The sequence below is a fragment of the Sphingomonas sp. P4_G3 genome (assembly GCF_056401105.1).
In genome coordinates this window covers 531513-553030 of sequence record NZ_JBFUJZ010000001.1, presented here as the reverse complement: position 1 = coordinate 553030, position 21518 = coordinate 531513, and the positions used below count along the sequence as shown (strand labels likewise).

At 65.1% G+C, this 21518-nt stretch carries 26 protein-coding genes; 19 read left to right on the top strand and 7 right to left on the bottom strand.

What is annotated here, in order from left to right; all coding sequences use genetic code 11:
• Nucleotides 1-10 precede the first annotated feature (10 nt).
• Genes AC1DQQ_RS02605 through AC1DQQ_RS02590 form a run of 4 tightly spaced genes read left to right on the top strand, consistent with a single transcriptional unit; the run spans nucleotide 11 to nucleotide 3388 of the window.
• On the top strand, nucleotides 11-391 hold the full coding sequence (locus tag AC1DQQ_RS02605) for a VOC family protein (protein WP_478028127.1): 381 nt from the start codon (nucleotides 11-13) through the stop codon (nucleotides 389-391).
• On the top strand, nucleotides 388-1539 hold the full coding sequence (locus AC1DQQ_RS02600; protein WP_478028125.1) for an 8-amino-7-oxononanoate synthase: 1152 nt from the start codon (nucleotides 388-390) through the stop codon (nucleotides 1537-1539). The genes AC1DQQ_RS02605 and AC1DQQ_RS02600 overlap by 4 nt, the downstream gene beginning before the upstream one ends.
• Nucleotides 1536-2159, top strand: a complete 624-nt coding sequence (bioD, locus tag AC1DQQ_RS02595) for a dethiobiotin synthase (protein ID WP_478028123.1) — start codon at nucleotides 1536-1538, stop codon at nucleotides 2157-2159. Before AC1DQQ_RS02600 ends, bioD begins: the two co-directional genes overlap by 4 nt.
• Nucleotides 2156-3388, top strand: coding sequence for an adenosylmethionine--8-amino-7-oxononanoate transaminase (locus AC1DQQ_RS02590; protein ID WP_478044184.1), 1233 nt, complete (start codon nucleotides 2156-2158; stop codon nucleotides 3386-3388). Before bioD ends, AC1DQQ_RS02590 begins: the two co-directional genes overlap by 4 nt.
• Before the next feature lie 239 nt (nucleotides 3389-3627).
• On the opposite strand, the gene infC is transcribed toward AC1DQQ_RS02590, so the two are convergent.
• Nucleotides 3628-4158 (bottom strand): translation initiation factor IF-3, encoded by a 531-nt coding sequence (infC, locus tag AC1DQQ_RS02585; protein WP_066808683.1) that lies wholly within the window; start codon nucleotides 4156-4158, stop codon nucleotides 3628-3630.
• A gap of 289 nt (nucleotides 4159-4447) precedes the next feature.
• Here infC and AC1DQQ_RS02580 point away from each other — a divergent pair, with 289 nt between their 5' ends.
• Complete coding sequence (locus AC1DQQ_RS02580) at nucleotides 4448-5263, top strand: TorF family putative porin (protein WP_478044183.1); 816 nt, start codon at nucleotides 4448-4450, stop codon at nucleotides 5261-5263.
• A 40-nt stretch (nucleotides 5264-5303) separates the two neighbouring features.
• Here the strand turns inward: AC1DQQ_RS02580 and thrS are convergent, their stop codons facing one another.
• Nucleotides 5304-7331 carry a threonine--tRNA ligase gene (gene thrS / locus AC1DQQ_RS02575; RefSeq protein WP_478044505.1) on the bottom strand — a complete coding sequence of 676 codons (2028 nt, stop codon included), beginning with the start codon at nucleotides 7329-7331 and terminating at the stop codon, nucleotides 5304-5306.
• A gap of 321 nt (nucleotides 7332-7652) precedes the next feature.
• On the opposite strand from thrS, the gene AC1DQQ_RS02570 reads away from it, so the two are divergent.
• Nucleotides 7653-7997 (top strand): hypothetical protein, encoded by a 345-nt coding sequence (locus AC1DQQ_RS02570; RefSeq protein WP_478044182.1) that lies wholly within the window; start codon nucleotides 7653-7655, stop codon nucleotides 7995-7997.
• A 21-nt stretch (nucleotides 7998-8018) separates the two neighbouring features.
• Here AC1DQQ_RS02570 and AC1DQQ_RS02565 read toward each other — a convergent pair whose 3' ends face one another.
• Both AC1DQQ_RS02565 and AC1DQQ_RS02560 read right to left on the bottom strand, forming a co-directional pair.
• On the bottom strand, nucleotides 8019-8483 hold the full coding sequence (locus tag AC1DQQ_RS02565; protein ID WP_478044181.1) for a hypothetical protein: 465 nt from the start codon (nucleotides 8481-8483) through the stop codon (nucleotides 8019-8021).
• A 95-nt stretch (nucleotides 8484-8578) separates the two neighbouring features.
• The gene (locus AC1DQQ_RS02560) at nucleotides 8579-9415 is read right to left on the bottom strand and encodes an LD-carboxypeptidase (protein WP_478044180.1); all 837 of its coding nucleotides are present in this window, start codon (nucleotides 9413-9415) and stop codon (nucleotides 8579-8581) included.
• 56 nt (nucleotides 9416-9471) lie between these two features.
• On the opposite strand from AC1DQQ_RS02560, the gene AC1DQQ_RS02555 reads away from it, so the two are divergent.
• The 3 genes from AC1DQQ_RS02555 to AC1DQQ_RS02545 all read left to right on the top strand — a co-directional run bounded on the left by AC1DQQ_RS02555 (nucleotide 9472) and on the right by AC1DQQ_RS02545 (nucleotide 12114).
• Nucleotides 9472-10872 carry a UDP-N-acetylmuramate--L-alanine ligase gene (locus tag AC1DQQ_RS02555; protein WP_478044179.1) on the top strand — a complete coding sequence of 467 codons (1401 nt, stop codon included), beginning with the start codon at nucleotides 9472-9474 and terminating at the stop codon, nucleotides 10870-10872.
• A 240-nt stretch (nucleotides 10873-11112) separates the two neighbouring features.
• Nucleotides 11113-11784: a hypothetical protein gene (locus AC1DQQ_RS02550; RefSeq protein WP_478044178.1), complete on the top strand. Its 672-nt coding sequence runs from the start codon at nucleotides 11113-11115 to the stop codon at nucleotides 11782-11784.
• A gap of 114 nt (nucleotides 11785-11898) precedes the next feature.
• Nucleotides 11899-12114, top strand: a complete 216-nt coding sequence (locus AC1DQQ_RS02545) for a hypothetical protein (RefSeq protein ID WP_478044177.1) — start codon at nucleotides 11899-11901, stop codon at nucleotides 12112-12114.
• A gap of 75 nt (nucleotides 12115-12189) precedes the next feature.
• Here the strand turns inward: AC1DQQ_RS02545 and AC1DQQ_RS02540 are convergent, their stop codons facing one another.
• Entirely contained in the window at nucleotides 12190-12399 is a 210-nt protein-coding gene (locus AC1DQQ_RS02540; protein WP_478044176.1) for a hypothetical protein, read from the bottom strand.
• Between the two features lie 187 nt (nucleotides 12400-12586).
• On the opposite strand from AC1DQQ_RS02540, the gene AC1DQQ_RS02535 reads away from it, so the two are divergent.
• From AC1DQQ_RS02535 to AC1DQQ_RS02490, 10 genes are all read left to right on the top strand, one after another.
• The gene (locus AC1DQQ_RS02535; protein WP_478028107.1) at nucleotides 12587-12991 is read left to right on the top strand and encodes a hypothetical protein; all 405 of its coding nucleotides are present in this window, start codon (nucleotides 12587-12589) and stop codon (nucleotides 12989-12991) included.
• A complete protein-coding gene (locus AC1DQQ_RS02530) occupies nucleotides 12988-13191 on the top strand; it encodes a helix-turn-helix transcriptional regulator (protein ID WP_066592615.1) in 204 nt (67 codons plus the stop codon). The genes AC1DQQ_RS02535 and AC1DQQ_RS02530 overlap by 4 nt, the downstream gene beginning before the upstream one ends.
• Nucleotides 13192-13195: 4 nt before the next feature.
• The gene (locus tag AC1DQQ_RS02525) at nucleotides 13196-14092 is read left to right on the top strand and encodes an alpha/beta fold hydrolase (protein WP_478044175.1); all 897 of its coding nucleotides are present in this window, start codon (nucleotides 13196-13198) and stop codon (nucleotides 14090-14092) included.
• Nucleotides 14093-14331: 239 nt separating this feature from the next.
• Complete coding sequence (locus AC1DQQ_RS02520) at nucleotides 14332-15054, top strand: alpha/beta hydrolase (RefSeq protein WP_478044174.1); 723 nt, start codon at nucleotides 14332-14334, stop codon at nucleotides 15052-15054.
• The gene (locus AC1DQQ_RS02515; RefSeq protein WP_478044173.1) at nucleotides 15051-15845 is read left to right on the top strand and encodes a tetratricopeptide repeat protein; all 795 of its coding nucleotides are present in this window, start codon (nucleotides 15051-15053) and stop codon (nucleotides 15843-15845) included. Before AC1DQQ_RS02520 ends, AC1DQQ_RS02515 begins: the two co-directional genes overlap by 4 nt.
• Before the next feature lie 257 nt (nucleotides 15846-16102).
• Nucleotides 16103-16552: a VOC family protein gene (locus AC1DQQ_RS02510; RefSeq protein WP_478044172.1), complete on the top strand. Its 450-nt coding sequence runs from the start codon at nucleotides 16103-16105 to the stop codon at nucleotides 16550-16552.
• A gap of 4 nt (nucleotides 16553-16556) precedes the next feature.
• Nucleotides 16557-17609: an NAD(P)H-dependent flavin oxidoreductase gene (locus AC1DQQ_RS02505; RefSeq protein WP_478044171.1), complete on the top strand. Its 1053-nt coding sequence runs from the start codon at nucleotides 16557-16559 to the stop codon at nucleotides 17607-17609.
• The gene (gloB, locus tag AC1DQQ_RS02500) at nucleotides 17606-18340 is read left to right on the top strand and encodes a hydroxyacylglutathione hydrolase (RefSeq protein ID WP_478044170.1); all 735 of its coding nucleotides are present in this window, start codon (nucleotides 17606-17608) and stop codon (nucleotides 18338-18340) included. Before AC1DQQ_RS02505 ends, gloB begins: the two co-directional genes overlap by 4 nt.
• A gap of 42 nt (nucleotides 18341-18382) precedes the next feature.
• The gene (locus AC1DQQ_RS02495; protein WP_478044169.1) at nucleotides 18383-18805 is read left to right on the top strand and encodes a hypothetical protein; all 423 of its coding nucleotides are present in this window, start codon (nucleotides 18383-18385) and stop codon (nucleotides 18803-18805) included.
• Between the two features lie 4 nt (nucleotides 18806-18809).
• On the top strand, nucleotides 18810-19202 hold the full coding sequence (locus tag AC1DQQ_RS02490; RefSeq protein WP_478044168.1) for a DUF6491 family protein: 393 nt from the start codon (nucleotides 18810-18812) through the stop codon (nucleotides 19200-19202).
• A gap of 187 nt (nucleotides 19203-19389) precedes the next feature.
• On the opposite strand, the gene hslU is transcribed toward AC1DQQ_RS02490, so the two are convergent.
• On the bottom strand, nucleotides 19390-20688 hold the full coding sequence (hslU, locus tag AC1DQQ_RS02485; protein WP_478028093.1) for an ATP-dependent protease ATPase subunit HslU: 1299 nt from the start codon (nucleotides 20686-20688) through the stop codon (nucleotides 19390-19392).
• A 120-nt stretch (nucleotides 20689-20808) separates the two neighbouring features.
• Nucleotides 20809-21378, bottom strand: coding sequence for an ATP-dependent protease subunit HslV (hslV, locus tag AC1DQQ_RS02480; protein WP_478028092.1), 570 nt, complete (start codon nucleotides 21376-21378; stop codon nucleotides 20809-20811).
• Nucleotides 21379-21518 lie beyond the last annotated feature (140 nt).

Below are 21518 nucleotides of genomic sequence, written 5' to 3'. Positions count from 1 at the left end.
GGAGAACACAATGCCGGTACTCGGAGTTGGTGGAATATTCTTCCGCGCAAAGGATCCCGACGCGCTCAACGCATGGTATCGCGAGCATCTCGGCATTGGCGCGGGTTGCGCGGCGGAGGATACCGGGCCGCCGGAAGAATGGACCTGGAAAGTACAGGGCGGTCCGATGGTATTCGCGCCGTTCAAGGCGGATACCGATTATTGGGCGACCGACCATCAGTTCATGCTCAATTTCCGCGTCAACGACCTCGACGGCCTGCTCGAGCAATTGAACGCCAGTGGGATCGACGTGATCGTGAAACCGGAATGGGACTCGCCCGAAACCGGGCGTTTCGCGCGTATCCATGATCCCGAGGGCAATCCGATCGAATTGTGGGAAGCGCCGGCTTGAGTCTATCCGATCCCCAACCGCCCGGCGCCGCGTTCCAAGCAAGGCTTAAAGACGATCTCGATGCGCTGACCCGCCGCCATCGCCGGCGTGCGCTGGCCGCCCGGACCGGCCACGATTTCGCCTCGAACGACTATCTCGGCCTCGCCGGGTCGCCCGAAATGCGGGCGATCGTCGCCGACGCGCTGGCGCGGGGCGTACCGATCGGCGCGGGCGGATCGCGTCTGTTGCGCGGCAATCACGAGGAGCATGAAGCGCTCGAAGCGGAGGCAGCGCGCTGGTTCGGTAGCGAGGCCGCGCTCTATTTCAGCACCGGCTTCGCCGCCAATGGCGGATTGTTCGCGGCTTTGCCCGGCGCCGACGACCTCGTCGTCCATGACGAATTGATCCATGCCAGCGCGCATGATGGCATGCGGCTCGGCCGCGCCGCGCGCGTATCGGCCAGGCACAACGATGCCGACGCCGTCGCCGATGCAATCGCGCAATGGCGGCGCGAGGGCGGCCGCGGCCGGCCATGGATCGCGGTCGAGAGCCTCTATTCGATGGATGGCGACCGCGCCCCGCTCGGCGATCTGGTGGCGATCGCCGACCGCGAGGATGCCGTGCTGATTGTCGACGAGGCGCATGCGACCGGCGTGTTCGGACCGGTCGGGCGCGGGCTCGCCGCCGAATGGGAAGGCCGCGGCAACCTCATTACCTTGCGCACCTGCGGCAAGGCGCTGGGGGCTGAGGGCGCGTTGGTCTGCGCCTCTCGCGCAGTATGCGATACCCTGATTAACCGCGCCCGCGGCTTCATCTTCTCGACCGCGCCCTCCCCACTGATGGCCGCGGCGGTGCGCGGTGCCCTCGCTTTGCTCGAGCGCGAACCGGAACGGATCGCCACGCTCGATGGCCTGGTGCGCCACGCGCACGATCGCCTCGTCCCGCTCGGCGCGCTTGCCAGCGGGTCGCCGATCATGCCGGTGATCATCGGCGATGACGCGCGGACGATGGAGATTGCCGGGCATCTCCAGGCACAGGGTTTCGACGTACGTGGCATCCGCCCGCCGACCGTCCCTGTCGGCACTGCGCGGCTACGACTGTCGATCACGCTCAACGTCGATGCCGCGACGATCGATGCGCTCGCCCAGGCGCTGAAAGAGGCATTGTGACTGCGATCGTCGTCACTGCCACCGGCACCGATATCGGCAAGACAGTGTTCGCCGCCGCGCTCACCGCCGCGCTCGACGGCTGCTATTGGAAGCCGGTCCAGGCCGGGCTCGACGATGGCAGCGACCTGGAGCGAGTCGGACGATTGTCGGGCCTGCCGGCCGCGCGTCTGCTGCCCGAAGCCTATCGTCTGACCACCCCCTGCTCGCCACACCGCGCGGCGGAGATCGATGGTGTGACGATCGATGTGGACGCGCTCGAACCACCGCGGTGCGACCGGCCCTTAGTGATCGAAGGCGCCGGCGGCGTGCTGGTGCCTTTCACGCGACAGGCGACGTTCGCGGACGTGATGGCGCGCTGGCAGCTGCCGGTGGTGCTCGTCGCCGCGACGTCGCTCGGCACGATCAGCCACAGCCTGGCCGCGATTGAAGCGTTGCGCGCACGCAAGGTCGATATTCGCGGGGTGGCCTTTGTCGGCGATGCCGTCGAGGATAGCGAAGCGACGATCGCGGATATGGGCGGGGTCAAACGGCTTGGCCGCCTGCCGATGCTCGACCCGCTCGACCCCGGTGCGCTGGCCGCAGCCTTCGCCGCCAATTTCGATCTGGCCGATTTCCGATGAGCGGTTCGCCAGTCTGGCACCCCTTCACCCAGCATGGCCTAGGCGAGCCGATCCCGCTGGTGACGCATGCCGAAGGTGCGGTGCTCCACACCGCCGACGGCCGACGCGTGATCGATGCCATCTCGTCCTGGTGGGTGACGACGCACGGCCATTGCCATCCGCGCATCATGGCCGCGATCGCCGCGCAGACGCAAAAGCTCGACCAGATCATCTATGCCGGCTGGACGCACGAGCCGGCCGAGACGCTGGCGCGCGGGCTGACCGCGATCATGCCCCCCGCGCTCACCCGCGTCTTCTATTCGGACAGCGGATCGACCAGCGTCGAGGTCGCGCTCAAGATGGCGCTCGGGTTCTGGACCAATCGCGGCGAGGCGCGGCACCGCATTCTGGTGTTGGAGCATAGCTATCACGGCGACACGATCGGCGCGATGTCGGTCGGCGCGCGCGGGGTATTCAACCGGGCCTATGCGCCATTGCTGTTCGATGTCGGCACGATCCCCTTTCCCGCCGAAGGTCATGAACAGGTGACGCTCGACGCGCTGGAGACGGCATGCCGCGAGCATCCCGCGGCGTTCATTGTCGAGCCGCTGATCCTCGGCGCCGGCGGGATGCTGATCTATCCGGCGCACGTCCTGGCCGAGATGCGCGCAATCTGTGCGCGGCACGACGTGCTGTTCATCGCCGACGAGGTGATGACCGCCTGGGGTCGCACCGGCACTCTGCTGGCCTGCGAACAAGCCGATGTCGTGCCGGACATTTTGTGCTTGTCGAAGGGGTTGACCGGCGGCGCGGTCCCGCTCGCGGTGACGATGGCGACGCGGCCGATCTTTGACGCGCATCTGTCCGACGATCGCGCCAAGATGTTCTTCCACTCATCGAGCTACACCGCCAACCCCATCGCCTGCGCTGCGGCGGTCGCCAATCTGGAGATCTGGCGCGACGAGCCGGTGCTACAGCGGATCGCCGATCTGGGCGCGCGGCAGCAGGCGCGACTCGATGCGCTGAGCGGCGTCACGGGAAAGCGGCGGATCGGGTCCATCGCAGCGATGGAAGTGCCGGTGGGCGACGGCGGCTATCTCGCCGCGATCGGGCCGCGCTTGCTGAAGCATTTTCGCGAGCGCGACGTGCTGCTGCGACCGCTCGGCAACACGGTGTACGTAATGCCGCCTTACTGCATCGACGATGCGGAATTGGATACGGTTTACGAGGCGATTGCGACGGCGCTCTAGCCATCGTCGTCATGCCGGGCTTGTCCCGGCATCCACCGTGCAGCTTGGCCAAGGCTAGAGGCACTAATTTCACGCTTGCCGCCCGGTGGACCCCGGCACAAGGCCGGGGTGACGATGCTATTTGGGGCAGCGGAGCCGGCGCGGAGTAAATCCGCGCCGTCGGTCGGCGCTTAAGCGCCGCCGGCCGAGCTCGCCGAGCTTTCGCGGAATAGCGTTCCGCTATTCCGCGTCGGCGAGCCTTACTTCGGCGAAAGCACCATCAGCATCTGACGGCCTTCCATGCGCGGATAGCTTTCGACCTTCGCGTCCTCGGCGGTGTCGTCCTGCACGCGCTTCAACAGGTTCATGCCGAGCTGGCCGTGGCTCAACTCGCGGCCGCGGAAGCGGAGCGTCACCTTGACCTTGTCGCCCTCACCGATGAATTTGTGGATGGCCTTCATCTTCGTCTCATAATCATGATCGTCGATGTTCGGACGCATCTTGATCTCCTTGATCTCCTGCGTCTTCTGGCTCTTGCGAGCGAGGTTGGCCTTCTTCTGCGCCTCGTACTTGAACTTGCCGACATCGAGGAACTTGGCCACGGGCGGATCTGCGTTGGGCGACACTTCGACGAGGTCGAGACCAAGCCCTTGGGCCTGCTCCATCGCCTCTTTGGTGTACATAACACCCAGATTCTCGCCTTCATGGTCGATCACTCGAACCTTGGGCGACTGGATCCATTCGTTGAATCGGGGGCCGTTCATCGGCGGCGCCTGGTTTGGTCGGCGCATCGTGGGAGGACGGATAGGTACTGCTCCTTTGGGTTGTGAGGTGCCTGATATAGAATTTTGCCGACGGATTTAAAAGCCGCGACAGCAAAACTAGGCATTTATGATCGGGAATAGCGGTTCGCGATCGGCGCAATCCACGCCGGCGGCAACATTTCCTCACGATTGCGCACGATTACGGCAATGCGGGGGCGATAGTCAGAAGCCGCCGCCGGGACTCGGTCTCGCCATAGAAGACCCTGCCGGGCGGCCGCAGGAGGAACGTTCACCTCATCGCACAGGGGAATGTTCCATGATCTATCGCCTCGCCGCCATCGCGGCGGCGCCGTTGCTGGCCGCCATGCCTGCCGCCGCGCAGGAAGAGCCGCCCAAGCCGGTCACCGTGTCGGCCAATGTCGCCCTGGTGTCCGACTATCGTTTCCGCGGCGTGTCGCAGACCGACAAGCATGCGGCGTTGCAGGGCGGCGTGACCGTCACGCATGAAAGCGGCGTCTATGCCGGCGCCTGGGCCTCGAACCTTTCCGGCTGGGGCACGTTCGGCGGCGCCAACCTGGAACTCGACCTGTTTGCCGGGATCAAGAAGCCGATCGCCAGCGGCACCAATATCGACGTCGGCCTGACCTGGTACATGTACCCCGGTGGCGCCGACACGACCGATTTCGCCGAACCTTATGTCAAGCTTAGCACCACGATCGGACCGGCCAATCTGCTCGCCGGTATCGCTTATGCGCCGAAGCAGAAGGCGCTGGGCAATTTCTCCAACACGCCTGAGAGCCGGGGCCAGGCGCAGGACAATCTCTACCTCTGGGGCGATGCCAGCGTCGGTATTCCCAAGACCCCGCTGACCGCCAAGGCGCATCTCGGCCATTCCAACGGCAATCCCGGACTCGGGCCCAACGGCACCAGCGTCGCCCCGACCGGCGAATATTTCGACTGGTCGCTCGGGGTCGACTACGTGATCGGCCCGGTCACGCTGGGCGTGTCGTACGTCGATACCGATATCAGCAAGGCGAGGTCGGCTTATCTGCTGCCCAATTTCGCCTCGACCAAGAACGGGTCGTCGATCGCCGATGCCACCGCGGTGTTTTCGGTCAGCGCCGCCTTCTGAAAACAAACGGGCGGCGAAAAGCCGCCGCCCGCTGTTCGCATCAGGCCTGTGCCTCGGCCTCCGCCGCGATGGCGAGGTCGGGCGGCATCGCGGCGCGCTGCAATTGTTCGATCACCGCGGCCAGGGTCAGCACCTGCTGGCGATCGCTGCCCAGCTGGCGCAGCGCCACCGTGCCTTCGTCGGCTTCGCGCTTGCCGACGACGAGCAGGTTCGGGACCTTGGCCAGGCTGTGCTCGCGCACCTTGTAGTTGATCTTCTCGTTGCGAAGATCGGTCTCGACCCGCAACCCAGCCGCGCGCAGTTCGGCGGCGACCTGGTGGGCGTAATCGTCGGCGTCGGACACGATCGTCGCCACCACCACCTGGGTCGGCGCCAGCCAGAGCGGGAAACGCCCGGCGTGATGCTCGATCAGGATGCCGATGAAGCGCTCGAAACTGCCCAGGATCGCGCGATGAAGCATGATCGGGCGATGACGTTCGCCATCGTCGCCGACATAGCTCGCGTCGAGCCGCTCGGGCAGCACCGTGTCGGTCTGGATCGTGCCGACCTGCCATGTGCGCCCGATAGCATCGGTCAGATGGAATTCGAGCTTGGGCGCGTAGAAGGCCCCCTCGCCCGGCAATTCCTCCCAGCCGAATTCCTCGGTGTTGCGGCCCGTCGCCGCCACCGCGTCACGTAGCGATTGTTCGGACCAGTCCCACATCTCTTCGCTGCCGAAGCGCTTGTCAGGACGCAATGCGAGCTTGATCGCATATTTGTCGAAGCCCAGGTCCTTGTAGACGATATCGAGCAAGTCGATGAACGCCGCGACCTCGCCCACCAACTGGTCGGCGCGGACGAAGATATGTGCATCGTCCTGGGTGAACTGGCGCACGCGCATGATGCCGTGCAGCGCGCCGTGCGGCTCATTGCGATGACAGCAGCCGAACTCGGCCATGCGGATCGGCAGGTCGCGATACGATTTGATCCCCTGGCGGAAGATCAGGATGTGCGCCGGGCAGTTCATCGGCTTGAGCGCCATCCATTGCGCGTCGTCCGAGACCAAAGGCCCTTCGTCGTCGATGTTCGGCACCTCATCGGGGATGACGAACATATTTTCGCGATATTTGCCCCAATGGCCGGACTTTTCCCATTGGCGGGCGTCCATCACCTGCGGCGTCTTCACTTCCTCATAGCCCGCGGCGTCGAGCCGGCGGCGCATATAGGCTTCGAGCTCGCGCCAGATCATATAGCCCTTGGGGTGCCAGAACACCGATCCATGCGCTTCGGCCTGGAGGTGGAACAGGTCCATCTCCTGCCCGATCTTGCGGTGGTCGCGCTTGGCCGCTTCCTCGAGCATCACCATGTGCGCGTCGAGCTGCTTCTTGTTGAGCCAGCCCGTGCCGTAGATGCGCGAGAGCATCGCGTTATTCTGGTCGCCGCGCCAATAGGCGCCCGACACGCGCGTCAGCTTGAACGCCTGGGGATCGAGCTTGCCGGTCGAGGCGAGATGCGGACCGCGGCACATGTCGAGCCAGGCATCGGGGCGATTGCCGGCCTTGTAGACCGTCAGTTCCTCGCCCTCGGGCAGTTCGGCGGCCCATTCGGCCTTGAACGTCTCGCCCTGCGCCTTCCAGCGCGCGATCAGATCGGCGCGGCTCCACACTTCGCGGATCAGCGGCTCGTCGCGCGCGATAATGGCGCGCATTTCGGCCTCGATCGCGGGAAGCTCTTCCTCGGTGAAGGGTCCATGCTCGGGGGTCGGCGCGAAGTCGTAATAGAAGCCGTCATCGGTCGCCGGGCCGAACGTGATCTGCGTGCCCGGGAACAGATTCTGCACCGCCTCGGCCAGGACATGCGCGAAATCATGCCGCGCGAGTTCGAGCGCGTCCTTCTCGTCCCTGGATGTCACAAGCGCGAGTTGGGCATTGCCCTCGAAGGGCCGCATAATGTCGCGCAATTCGCCGTCGACGCGCGCGGCGATCGCCGCCTTGGCCAAACCGGGGCCGATCGCGGCGGCGATATCGGCCGGGGTCGTGCCGGGCGCGACCTCGCGAACCGAGCCGTCGGGGAGCGTGATCGAGAGCATTTCCATGGTCGTTCCTGTCAGTTGGCGCGCCTATGCACCGGGCAGCGTCCGAGGGAAAGACTGGAACGGGGAGCGGACGCCGACCTCACCCGTTCCCGGGCGAGGTAATCGGCGTGAACGTCAGTCGCGCGCGCCGAACACCCCCCGGAAACCCGGGGTAGTGGTGGTAGTCGTAGGGAACGCGCGGTTCATGGCCGGGGATATAGGGCGAGTTCGTAAACATCGCCACCCCCTCGATAAACACCCCTTATCATCGCCTTCCGAGCTTCGATTCATGCAGACGGCGGATCGCCGCTAAAGCATGCGCAGGAGGATCGCCCGATGGACAAGACCGTCATCCTGCGCCGCTGGTCGGCGCGCATCCGTACCGCCGATGAGGCGGACTATGTCGCCTATATCGCCGGCACCGGGCTCGACGATTACCGCGCGACGCCCGGTAATCTCGGCGCGCAGATGCTCGTCCGCACGCTCGGCAACGGCGAAAGCGAGGTCACCACGCTCAGTTGGTGGGAGTCGATCGAGGCGATCGCGGCGTTCGCCGGCGAGGATATCGACCGCGCGCGTTATTATCCGGAGGACGACCGCTTTCTGCTCACGCGACCCGATCATGTCGAGCATCACCGCGTGGTCGGCGGTGCCGAAATACGTCCCGGCGCCAGCGCATGATGATGACGGCCGGCAGGCCGATCAGGCGGCCTGAGCACCGACAATGTCGTTACGATGCGCGCGCAGGCGCGCATGGTCATCGTCGCTCAAATCGGGCGCCATCATCTGCCGCACTTGGGCGATGTGCGCGCGGACCCTGCCGTTGAACCAGGCCACTCCGGCGGCAACCCCGTCCCAGTCGAGCGGCGCGTCGGCGGCGCGCGCCATGAGTTCGCGGACGTTGAAGCGCAGATCCTCGGTCAGCGCGATGCACTCGACCTTGAGCTCGTTGACCCGCGCACGCGTCCCGGCGTCGACACGCTCCAGCATCGGTGCGAACACCTCGCGGTGGACGAACAATTGGTAGGAGGCGAGGACTAAAACGGATTCGGCGATGCGCCGCTTGATCAACTCTTCGCTCCCCGCGTCACGTGCGATCAGCCAGGCATCGCCTTCGGCCATCATGCGTTCGATCTTGGCGTGATATTCTTCAAGCGTCTGCGGCATYGGGGACCTCTCGATCGCCGATGGCTAATGGGAATTGGTTAGCAAAGGCTTTGGAGACCTACGTAGTTCGACGGATGTGCCCATTATGGGTACGATTATCCCCGGGATATGACCTGGCCGAACGGCACGACATGGTTGTTGCTGTCATGCCCGATCAGCGCGCGACCCTCATACGGGACCTTCAGGATCTTGCTCCAGTCCCAGGCGATCTGGTCGGGATTGTGCCCGAAATCGGCCTGACCGTCGGCGGGCGGCAAGGTGATCGAGCCGACGCGGAGCGTGGCGATTCCCGACAGCTGGGTCGAATTGGCGACGTGGAACATCATCCGGTCGACGCGATAGAGATGCTCGCTGACTTCCTCGACCAGCAAATCGTGATCGGTTAGATCGGGCAGCCACGGCGTGCCGATCATTGCGTCGAGGATCGACAGGTTGAACGCCGCCGCCGGGCGCCCCGATCCGATGATCCCGGGCTCGAGTCCCGCTTTGTCGCCATGGACCAGCCAGCCCAATGTCCGCCGGACCGAGGCGCCATTGTCCTTGCGCGTGACGTCGATCGGCATCGGGCCGTGGATCGGCTTGCCGATCTTGTGCGCGTAGAGCGCGCCGAGCATGAACCCCATGTCCGAATAGCCGATATAGGCCTTGCGCTTCGCGGCGTCCTCCAGATGCGGGAAGATCAGCGGGAACAGCCGGTTCGAGCCATAGCCGCCGCGCGCGAACCAGACCGCATGGACGCTGGGATCGTTGGCATATTTGAGAAAGGTGTCGGCGCGCAGCTGATCCGGGCCCGCCCAGGTATGGCCGCCACCCGAGGCCCAGCTTTGCGGATCGATCACCAATTCGACATCGTATTCGGCGGCGATTGCCGGCAGCGCGTCGAGCGAATGTTCGTCGACCCGGTTGGCAGGCGCCATCACCGCAATTTTCATTTACCCTGCCGTCCCGTTCTTGCCGTCGTCCGTGAAAGCGGGGATAGCCCGGCGCGATGGATATGAGCAAACCCTGTTTCTTCGTCGGGATCGGCGGATCGGGCATGATGCCGCTGGCGATGATCCTGGCCGCGCGCGGAGCGACCGTCGCGGGATCGGACCGCAGCCTCGACCAGGCGCGGCTGCCCGCCAAGTTCGACTATCTGCGCGATCTGGGCGTCACCCTGTTCCCGCAGGACGGCAGCGGCATCACCTCGCCCGATCAGATCGTCATCGCCTCGGCGGCGATCGAGCCGACCGTGCCCGATATGATCGCCGCGGAACGGCTCGATTGCCCGCGCCGCACCCGCGCGGAAATGCTCGCGGATCTGTTCAATGCCAGCACGATGCCGATCGGCGTCGCCGGCACCAGCGGCAAGTCGACCGTGACCGGCATGATCGGCTGGATCCTCCATGCGCTGCGCCGCGATCCCTCGGTGATGAACGGCGCGGTGATGAAGAATTTCGCCTCGCCCAACGCGCCCTTCGCCAGTGCCCTGGTCGGCGGCGGCGATGCGTTCGTCAGCGAAGTCGACGAAAGCGACGGATCGATCGCCTTGTTCGCGCCGCGCATCGCGGTGCTCAACAATGTCAGCCTCGATCACAAGAGCCTCGACGAGCTCAACCAATTGTTCGGCGACTTCATCGCCAAGTCCGAGATCGCCGTCGTCAATCTCGATAACGAGGATGGCGCACGGCTGGCTGGAACCTTGCCCGCCAATCGCGTGGTCGGGGTCGCACTCCAGGCCGATGCCGAGATCATGGCGACCGATATCGTCGAAGAGCCTTATGGCGCGCAGTTTCAGCTCGTCGCGCGCGGGCACGATCCGGTCGCGGTCGAGCTCCAGGTGCCCGGCCGCCATAATATCGCCAACGCGCTCGCCGCGATCGCCGCGTGCCATGCGGCCGGCATTTCGTTCGAGGATGCCGCGGTCGCGATCGGCGGCTTCACCGGCCTGCGCCGCCGCTTCGAACTGGTTGGCGAGACCAACGGCATCGCGGTGCTCGACGATTTCGGGCATAATCCCGACAAGATCGCCGCGACCTTGACCACGCTCCACGCCTTTCCCGGCCGGCTGATCATATTGTTCCAGCCGCACGGTTACGGTCCGCTCAAGACGATGCGCCGCGAACTCGTCGCCGCCTTCGCCGACGGCTTGAAGCAGGACGACGTGCTGATCCTCCCCGACCCGGCTTATTATGGCGGCACCGTCACGCGCGAGGTGACCAGCGCCGACATCGTCGCCGATATCCAGGCGGCCGGCCGCAACGCTAGCCACATCGCCGATCGCGCCGAAGCGGCGGACAGGATCGCGGGGCTGGCCCGACCCGGCGACCGCGTGGTGGTGATGGGCGCGCGCGACGACACGCTGAGCCTGCTCGCCGGGGATATATTGGCGAAGATCGCGGGTAACTGAGGCTGGGCGATCCCAGTTAGAGCCCGCAGCGCCGGGTCAGCTTATTTCGGCACGTGAGACTGAAATCGTGCTCGGCTTTAGAAGCGTCCGAACTCGAGATCGCAACCCGGCTTATTTTAAGCATCGACAATTACATGCACATTTCATCAGTTCTGGTGATGAAATTTGACGACAACCGTTGAATCTGGCTTCATTACGTCAGCGACTCGGGGGCGAGTCGATCGATATTGAGGGGGTTCCATGAAGACTGTCTATTCCAGCGCGCTCGCGAGCGCGCTGCTGGTCGTTGCGTTGCCGGCCGGCGCTCAAACCGCGCCTGCGGCGTCCACAGCGACGCTTGCGCCCGCACCCAAAACGGCTCCCATTGCCGTAGCCACCGGAACTGCACAGGACCCCAATGTCCTGCGCGTGGGGACGCCGATTTCGTTCAAGATGGCCGAGACCATCACGACCAAAGGCAAGAAGCTGGAGTCGGGCTATCGCGTCCACCTGGAAGTGATGGAACCGGTCATGGTGAATGGCGTCGTCGCGATTCCCGCCGGCAGCCCGGCAATCGGTGAAGTCACCGATGTCCGCAACAAGGGCATGTGGGGCAAGTCGGGACGGATCAACGCGCGGCTGCTCTATGTCACCGTCGGCAGTCGGCAGATTCGCCTGAGCGGCGTCTTCGACGACAAGGGCGTGACGGGCACGGCAGGCGTGGTTGCCGCGATCGCTTTCGTGCCGATCGCCGGCTTTTTCACCACCGGCACGAGCGCGACGATCCCGCTCGGCGCCGGCGTCAAGGGCTTTATCGACGAAGAGGTCGCACTCTCGATCGCGGCTCCTGCTCCGTCGGCGAACCCGGCGCCGGTCACTACTCCTGTTTCGACTTCGACGCCGGCTCCAGCGGCTGCACCAACAAAGTCGTAACGCAGAATAATCGGGCCGCACCGTGCTCACGGGCGGCCCCTTTTCCCGGCCAAACTACATACTTGAAGAAGCCATGGCATCAGCCCTGAATGGGAGTGCCTAAGGGGAGGTTGAATGGGCGCATTCAGTTTAATTCACTGGCTTATACTAGCCATAGTTGTTGCGTTTTGGATTGTTCCAGCTTGGAAAATCGCAGCGCGGGTGGGAATCGGTGGCGCTTGGTCGCTGCTGCTGATCGTCCCAATTGTCGGGATGGTCGCGTATTGGGTCTTCGCGTTCATGAAGTGGCCGATCGACGCAGAAACCGACCGTACGACAACGTTCGACTAGCTTTTTGTCGTCGTCCCTGCGCCGAGGGTCATCTACAACGCTCAGAAAGAAATGCGCGGCGGCCGAACTACAATTTTACCCGTTCCCGGCGTCGCGTTGGTCCGTCAGCAAGCGCCGATCGTGACGCGCGAACAATCTGTTCCACAGCCGCACATTGGCGGCATGACGCGCGGCGCGTTCGCGGCGGCGTTTGCGGCGCTGCGGTTGCTGGATAGCCCGCATAACCAAGATCGCCGCCCCCGCTATTGCGCCGATCGCCAATATGAACAGCAATACCGACTCCACGCCCGTTCTCCCCCCAAGGCGATCCAATCGGCTTCATATCACTTTCGATATAGCCACTCCACCGTCATGCCGTCGCAGAGCGGGACACCCTAGCCACCACAGCGGTCGCCTGTTTTGTAAAGCACCCTTGACTGACAAGCACGCTTTACTGTAAAGCTCACTTTACCGATTCGAAAGGAGACTTTACATGATCATGAGCCCCGCCGGTTGGCGCTACAACAAGAGGGTCATCGTCCTCAGCCTGATCTATTCCGCGTTCCTGATCGGCGCGGTCTATGGGTTCAAACATCATCTGGTGAGCGGCGCCTTCGCCTGGATCGTGGCGATCCTGCCCGCGCTTCCGATCATCGGCATCTTCGCGGCGATCGGGCTATATCTGGTCGAGGAGCAGGACGAATATGTCCGCATGCTGATGGTCCGCCAGACGCTCTGGGCGTCGGGCTTCTCGCTCTCGATCGCGACCGTGTGGGGCTTTCTCGAAAGCTTCGAACTGGTCAGCCATATCGAGGTCTATTGGGTCTCGGTCCTATGGTTCGGCGGGCTCGGCCTCGGCAACTTTGCCAACCGGCTGACGATGGGAAGAGGTCAATGAACAACCGCCTCAAGGTGCTGCGCGCCGAGCGCAACTGGAGCCAGGGCGACCTTGCCGACAAGCTCGAGGTCAGCCGGCAGAGCGTCAACGCGATCGAGACCGGGCGCTACGACCCCTCACTCCCCCTCGCCTTCAAGATCGCCGAGCTGTTCGAGCTCGCCATCGAAGACATCTTCGTTTCTCCGTCCAAGGAAGCCTGAAGTCATGAACCACTTCACTCTCCGTTTCGCGGTTGCCGTCCTCGCGCCGCTCGCGATCCTCCAGCCCAATATCGGCCATTGCGCCCCTGCCGCCGCCGCCGAGGTTCGAATGGACCACATCTCCGTCACCGAGACCGGCAAGGGGTCGCCGGTCATCCTGATCCCCGGTTTGTCCTCGCCGCGCGCGGTGTGGGATGGCATGGCGCCCGATCTCGCCAAGTCGCACCGCGTCATCCTGGTCCAGGTCAACGGTTTTGCCGGCGACGATGCCGGCGCCAATCTGAAGCCCGGCGTGCTCGACGGGATCGTCGGCGATCTCCACACCTATATCGGCAAGCACAAGCTGCAGGGCGCGGCGGTGGTCGGCCATTCGATGGGCGGGCTGGTCGGGCTGATGCTGGCCAAGGCGCAGCCCGGCGATGTCGGCAAGCTGATGATCGTCGACTCGCTGCCCTGGTACGGCATGCTGTTCGGCCCCGGCGCGACGGTCGATACGGTGAAGCCGCAGGCGGCAGCGATGCGCGACCGCTTTACCGCGAGCTATGGCAAGCCCAGCCCGGCGGCGAATCAGGCGATGGCGGCGCGGTTCGCGCTTCGCCCCGATGCCCAGGCCAAGGTCGCCGGCTGGATGGGCCAGACCGATGCGCGCGTCTCGGCCGAGGCGATGTACGAGGACATGATCACCGACCTGCGCGGCGACATGGGCAAGATCGCGACCCCGATCACGATGCTCTATCCGACCTCGGCGGCGTTGCCCAAGGCGGTGGCCGAGCCGCTTTACACCGCCGCCTATAAGGATGCGCCGCACGCGACGTTGGTCGAGGTGCCCGACAGCGCGCATTTCATCATGCTCGACCAGCCGGCGGTGTTTTTGAAGACGCTGATGGCGTTTGTTGGGTGACCTCTATCTCCCCTCCCTGCTTGCAGGGAGGGGCTGGGGTTGGGTGCGCGCGTCTGCGCGCCTAAAAAGACGCATTGATCGACCACCAAAACAGCGTCGGACGAGGCATCGAGCCTCGCCCGACGCTAAACCCACCCCTTAATCCCCTCCCTGCGAGCAGGGAGGGGAGCCCTAATTCACCCCTCCTACTTCGTGGGAGGGGCTTTTTGTTTGCCCGCCCTCCCCCTACAGCCCTCCCCATGACCGACACCCCTGCCCGCCCCGCGCTCGCTTATCACCTGACCGTCGGCAAGGGGCCGCCGGTGGTCTTCCTGCCCGGTTATGCCAGCGACATGAGCGGATCGAAGGCAGTTGCGCTGGAGGACTGGGCGAAGACGGTCGGCCGCACCTATCTGCGCTTCGATTATGCCGGCTGCGGCGAGAGCGAGGGTGACTTCGCCGACCAGACGCTGACCGGCTGGCGCGACGACGTGCTGGCGATGCTCGACATGCTGGCCGAGCCCGCGATCCTGGTCGGATCGTCGATGGGCGGCTGGCTCATGCTGATGATCGCGCGCGACCATCCCGAGCTGATCGCGGCGTTGGTCGGCGTCGCGCCGGCGCCCGATTTCACCGACTGGGGCTTCTCGATGGACGAGAAGATGAAGCTGCTCCAAGACGGCCAGCTCGAGCGGTCGTCGCCATATTCGGACCAGCCGACTGTCTATACCAGCCGCTTCTGGCAATCGGGCGAAGCATCGCGCCTGACCGCGTCGATGCTGGCGGTGGATTGCCCGGTGCGCATTCTCCATGGCCAGGGCGATCGCGACGTGCCCCACGAACGCTCGCTCCATCTCGCGCGGATTCTCCGTTCAGCCGATGTGCAGCTGACCTTGATCAAGGACGGCGACCACCGGCTGTCGCGCGATCAGGATATCGCGCTGTTGATCCGGACGATCGAAGGACTGTCGCCGCGCTCATGATCCTGCTCCCGCTGATGTTCCAGGTCGGGTCCACCCCGTCGCCGCTGTCGCCGAACGACCAGCGTTACGCTGCCTGCGTCTCTCTGGCGACGAGCGATCCCAAGGCGGCCGAAGCCGAGGCCGATCGCTTCCGCATCGCCGGCGGCGGCGCCAAGGCGCGGCAATGCCAGGGCATGGCCTATGCGCAGGAATCGCGCTGGAGCGATGCCGCGACCGCGTTCGAGGGTGCCGCACGCGATGCCGATGCGGCTCGCGATCGGCAGGCGGCGCGTTATTGGGCGCAAGCCGGCAATGCCTGGCTGGCGGCGGGCGACGCGGTCAAGGCGCAGACCGCGCTGACGACCGCGATCACTGCCGGGACGCTGGACAATTTCGGCCGCGGTGAGGCTTTGCTCGATCGCGCCCGTGCCCAGGTCGCGGCCGGGCGCCTCGCCTCGGCGCGCGGCGACATCGATGCCGCGCAGGAAGCGACGCCCAAGGATCCGCTCGCCTGGCTGTTGTCGGCGACGCTGGCACGCCGGATGAACGACTTGCCGCGCGCGCAGACCGACATCACCGAGGCACTGAAATTGTCGTCGGACGATGCTTCGGTCCAGCTCGAGGCCGGCAATATCGCCGCCTTGTCGGGCGATGCCGATGGCGCGAGGACGGCGTGGCAGGCCGCGGCCAAGCTGGCGCCGGGCACAGCGACCGCGGACAATGCCCGCGCCGCGCTGGCGCAGTTCGATACGCCTGCCGCAGCGGCGGCAACGCCGGTAGCTCCAGGCCCGGCGCCGGCCAAGAAACCCTGACCACTGTCTCCCCTCCCTTCTAGGGAGGGGCTGGGGGTGGGTGCGCGCGTCTGCGCGCCTTCAAAGACTCATATGCCGACCGCCAAAAACAGTGACGAACGAGGCATCGAGCCTCGCCCGTCACTCAACCCACCCCCGACCCCTCCCTTGCAGGGAGGGGAGATCTAAAGGTCGATCGGCCCGGTACTCATCTCTGACTGGCGCCGCCGCGCCCGCACCCCTATCTCCCGCCTGCACTACCAGCAGGGAGAAGAAGGATGAAATATCTCCACACCATGATCCGGGTCAGCGACCCGGAAGCGACGGTGAGATTCTTCGAGCTGCTGGGACTGAAGGAAGTGCGCCGGTTCGACAATGAAATGGGCCGCTTCACCTTGATCTTCCTCGCCGCGCCCGAGAATCTCAACGAACCGGGCAAGCGCGCCGAGGCCGAGGTCGAATTGACCTATAACTGGCCGTCCGAAGACGGCGAGCCAGAGCGATATTCGGGTGGGCGCAATTTCGGCCACCTCGCCTACCGCGTCGACAATATCTACGAGACCTGCCAGCGGCTGATGGACGCTGGCGTGACGATCAACCGCCCGCCGCGCGATGGCCACATGGCCTTCGTCCGCACCCCCGACAACATCTCGATCGAATTGCTCCAGAACGGCGTGCTCGAGCCGGCCGAACCCTGGGCGTCGATGCCGAACACCGGGGAATGGTAACGCAGTGACCGCTGCGGCCGATCGCTTCCTGGCGCTGACCGGCGCGCGCCTGCCGCTAGTCCAGGCGCCGATGGCCAATTTCGCCGGTAGCGCGCTCGCGATCGCCGCGCTCAAGGCAGGCGCGGTCGGATCGCTTGCCTGCGCGGTGCTCTCGCCCGAGCAGGTCGCGGACGAGGTCGCGGCGATCCGGACGGCGGCTGCGGGGCCGATCAACCTCAACTTCTTCTGCCACACGCTCAGGCCGCAACCCGACGAGAGCGCCTGGCACGCAGCGCTCGCCCCCTTTTACCAAGAGGAAGGAGTCGCCCCGCCCGCCCAGCCACCGGTGTTGCGCAAGCCGTTCGACGCGGCGATGGCCGAGGTGATCGAGGCGGTGCGGCCGGAGATCGTCAGCTTCCATTTCGGCCTGCCCGAGCGCGACCTGCTCGATCGCGTCCGGGCGACCGGCGCCAGGATCTTCGGCAATGCGACCAATGTGATGGAGGCGCAGTTTCTCGCCGGCGCCAAGGTCGACGCGATCGTCGCCCAGGGGTTCGAGGCGGGTGGCCATGCCGGCCATTTCCTGATCGGCCATCGTCCGATCGGCGTGCTCGCCTTGGTGCGGCAAATCCTGAAGGACATCGACCTGCCGGTGATCGCGGCGGGCGGGATCGCCGATACTGGCGCCGTCCGTGGCGCCATCGCGGCGGGTGCAGCGGCGGTACAGGTCGGCACTGCCTATCTCCGCACTCCCGAAGCGACGACCAGCGGGGTGCACCGCCGGCGGCTGGCCGAGGCGGGGCCCGAGGATAGCGTCTTCACCAACCTGTTCTCCGGCGGGCTCGCACGCGGATTGCGCAATCGGCTGATCGAAGCGCTAGGCCCCGTCAGCGATGTCGCGCCGCCCTTTCCCTATGCCAGCGCGGCGCTGGCGCAATTGCGCGCCAAGGCGGAAGCCGACGGCCGCGGGGACTATTCGCCGTTATGGGCGGGGCAAGGCGTACGGCTCGCCGGCGACGGTCCCGCCGAAGAACTGACCGCCCGGCTCGGCGCCGCGGCGCTGGAAGGAAACAGATGAGCAAGGTCGACATCGTCCGCATTGCCGCGCTCAGCGACAATTACATCTGGCTGGTGCACGATCCCGACAGCGGCGAGACGATGGTGGTCGATCCCGCCGAGGCCGATCCGGTGCTGGCCGAGGCCGACCGCCGCGGCTGGACGATCAGCGCGATCTGGAACACGCATTGGCATCCCGACCACACCGGCGGCAATGCTGCGATCAAACAGGCGACCGGCGCTCCGGTGATCGCCCCCGCCGCCGAGGCCGCGAAGATCCCCACCGCCGACCTGCTGGTGGTCGAAGGCGATATCGTGCAACTCGGCAAGCACATTGCGACCGTGCTTGAGACGCCAGCGCATACCGCCGGCCACATCACCTATCATTTCGCCGACGACGCCGTCGCGTTTACCGGCGACACTCTGTTCGCAATGGGATGCGGCCGCCTGTTCGAAGGCACCGCGGCGCAGATGTACGCCAATATGCGACGGCTGGCCGATCTGCCGCCCGAAACATCGGTCTATTGCGCGCACGAATATACGCTGTCGAACGCCCGCTATGCGCAGGTTGCCGAGCCCGACAATGACGCGATCGCCGACCGTCTGCGCGAGGTGGAAAAGATGCGCGAGCGTGGCGAGGCGACGGTGCCGACGACGATCGCGCTGGAACGCGCCACCAATCCGTTCATGCGCGCACAATCGATTGAACAATTTGCCGAAAGGCGTGCCTCTAAGGATGTATTCCGCGGCTGAACCGGTGTAGGATCGGGCCGAGGGGATGCGAAGGAGCCGCTTATGCGTAACCGTATCTTTCCGCTCGCGTCGCTGGCCGTAGCGCCAATCGCGCTGTCGTCCTGCGCGATGACGCCCGCCGAGACCGCGCGCGCCGCCGATGCCAAGGCCGCGACCCAGGCGGCACTGGGCAAAGAACTCGCCGGGCTGACGCCGACCGAGACCCGGGACTGTATGGACAATTACCAGTCCTCGTCGCTCAAGGCCTATGGCGGGACCCTGGTCTATAGCGTCAGCAAGTCGCTCAAATATGTCAACGACACCGGCGGTGGCTGCGAGGCGGTCGAACGCGGCGACATCCTGGTCACCACGTCGCCGAGTGGGCGGGTGTGCCGCGGCGATATCGCACGCACGGTGATGCCGGGATCGCGCATGCCGTCGGGCAGCTGCGCGCTCAGTTCGTTCACCACGTATCGCGCGAAGTGACGCCATGCGTATCGTGTTGATCCCCCTCGCGGCGCTTGGCCTGCTCGGCGCCGCCGCACCCGCCGCCCCGCGCCAGGAAACCATAGAGAGCGCGCTTGCCGGACGAATTGCGGGCAAGCCCGTCGATTGCGTCGACCATTCGCGGCTCGACGGCCCACAAGTCATCGACGAAAAGACGCTGATCTATCATGAATCGGGCCGTCGTATCTGGCGTAACGACCTGATCGGGGAGTGCCGTGGCCTCAAGCCGATGGACACGTTGATCGTCGACGTCTTCGGCACCCAACTGTGCCGCAACGACCATTTCCGCGCGCTGACGCCCGGCACGACGATCCCCGGCGCGATCTGCCGGTTGGGCAAGTTCACGCCCTACGACAAGCCGGCCAAGGCGAAGTAGAGTCGATTCCCTCCCAGCCGTCATCCCGGCGGACACCCTCGTCAATCCGACGTTGGCCTCAGGCGGTCGCGCGATGCTGCTCGAGATCCCAGCTTTCGCTGGGATGACGAATAGGCCGGGATGACGAATTGGCGTTGAATGTCGATCCGTTCAGGTGTTGCAACCTTGCCCCGCACCCCGCCCCTCGTCAAAGCACGAAGCGGCTGAGGTCGGTGTCGCGCGCGATCGAGGCGAGTTGCTTGTCGACATAGGCGGCGTCGATCGTCAGGCTGGTGCCCGATCGGTCCTCGGCGTCGAAGCTCACTTCCTCGATCAGCTTTTCCATCACCGTCTGCAGCCGCCGCGCGCCGATATTCTCGACCGCGGCGTTCACTTCGGCGGCGATCTTCGCCACCGCGCGGATGCCGTCGTCGGTAAAGTCGATCGTCACGCCTTCCGTCGCAATCAGCGCCTTATACTGTTCGGGCAGCGACGCCTTGGTATCGTTGAGGATGGCGACGAAATCGTCCTCGGTCAGGCCCTTCAGTTCGACCCGGATCGGCAGGCGCCCTTGAAGCTCGGGCAGCAGGTCGGACGGCTTGGCGACGTGGAACGCCCCGCTCGCGATGAACAGGATGTGGTCGGTCTTCATCGGGCCGTATTTGGTCGCGACCGTGGTGCCCTCGATCAATGGCAGCAAGTCGCGCTGCACGCCTTCGCGGCTGACCGAGCCGCCGCGCACGTCACTGACCGCGATCTTATCGATCTCGTCGAGGAACACGATCCCGTTGGATTCGGCATCGATCAGCGCGACCCGCGCAACGTCTTCCTGATCGAGGCGCTTGTCGGCTTCCTCCTCGACGAGCTTGTCCCAGGCCGAGGGCACGGTCAGCTTGCGGCGCTTCATCTGGCCCTGGCCGAATGCCTTGCCCATCATCTCGCCCAGATTGATCATCCCGACCTGGCCGCCACCGGGAATCTCGAACGGCATCTGGGGTGCTGCCTCCAGTTCGACCTCGATCTCGGTCTCGTTCAGATGGCCGTCCTTGAAGCGCTGGCGGAACGCCTCGCGCGTCGCGGTCGAGCTGTCGCGCCCGGTCAGCGCGTCGAGCAGGCGGTTCATCGCCGCCTCCTCGGCCTTGTCCTTGACCGCGACACGGCGGCGCTCCTTCTCGAGCCGGATCGCTTCTTCGACCAGGTCGCGGGCAATCTGTTCGACGTCGCGGCCGACATAGCCGACCTCGGTGAACTTGGTCGCCTCGACCTTGACGAACGGCGCATCGGCAAGCTTGGCCAGGCGGCGCGAAATCTCGGTCTTGCCGCACCCGGTCGGGCCGATCATCAGAATGTTCTTCGGCGTCACCTCGTCGCGCAGATCGGCCGACAGCCGCTGGCGGCGCCAGCGGTTGCGCAGCGCGACGGCGACCGCTTTCTTGGCGTCTGTCTGGCCGATGATATGCGCGTCGAGTGCGGCAACGATCGCCTTGGGAGTCAGTTTGTCGTTCATGTTCTTCTTCTTCAGCCCCTCCCCTCCAGGGGAGGGGTAAGGGGGTGGGGGATATCTCGTAGAGTGGGTCGCTTGCGACTGCCCCACCCCAACCCCTCCCCTGAAGGGGAGGGGCTTAGGTCAGGTAGCGCTGTCGAGGCTCTCCAGCGTCAGCCGGTCGTTGGTGTAAACGCAGACTTCCGCGGCGATCTTCATCGCCTTGCGGCAGATCGTCTCGGCATCGTCCTCATATTCGACCAGCGCGCGCGCGGCGGCGAGCGCGTAATTGCCGCCCGATCCGATCGCGGCGATCCCCGCTTCGGGTTCGAGCACGTCGCCATTACCGGTCAGGATCAAGGTCACGTCCTTGTCGGCGACGATCATCATCGCTTCCAGGTTGCGCAGATATTTGTCGGTTCGCCAGTCCTTGGCGAGCTCGACCGCGGCCCGCATCAGCTGGCCGTTGGCGCGTTCGAGCTTGGCTTCGAGCCGCTCGAACAGGGTGAAGGCGTCGGCGGTCGCGCCGGCGAACCCGCCGATCACGCTGCCGTCGCCCAGGCGGCGCACTTTCTTGGCATTGGGTTTCATCACCGTCTGGCCGGCGCTCACCTGGCCGTCGCCAATGACGATCACCTTGCCGTTCTTGCGCACGGAGAGAATTGTCGTGCCGTGCCACGTCATCTTGTCGCTCATACCTGCGGATGTAGTCATCGGTTGCGCGCGCGCAACATCACGCTCCCAGCGGCGGCAAAACGATGGTATCATCGCCGGGACGTGCTGCCGTTACGGCAGGCGATGTCGGGTCGATCCAATAAATAGGCCGCCCAACGCGGCAGAAGGTGACGGTAGCG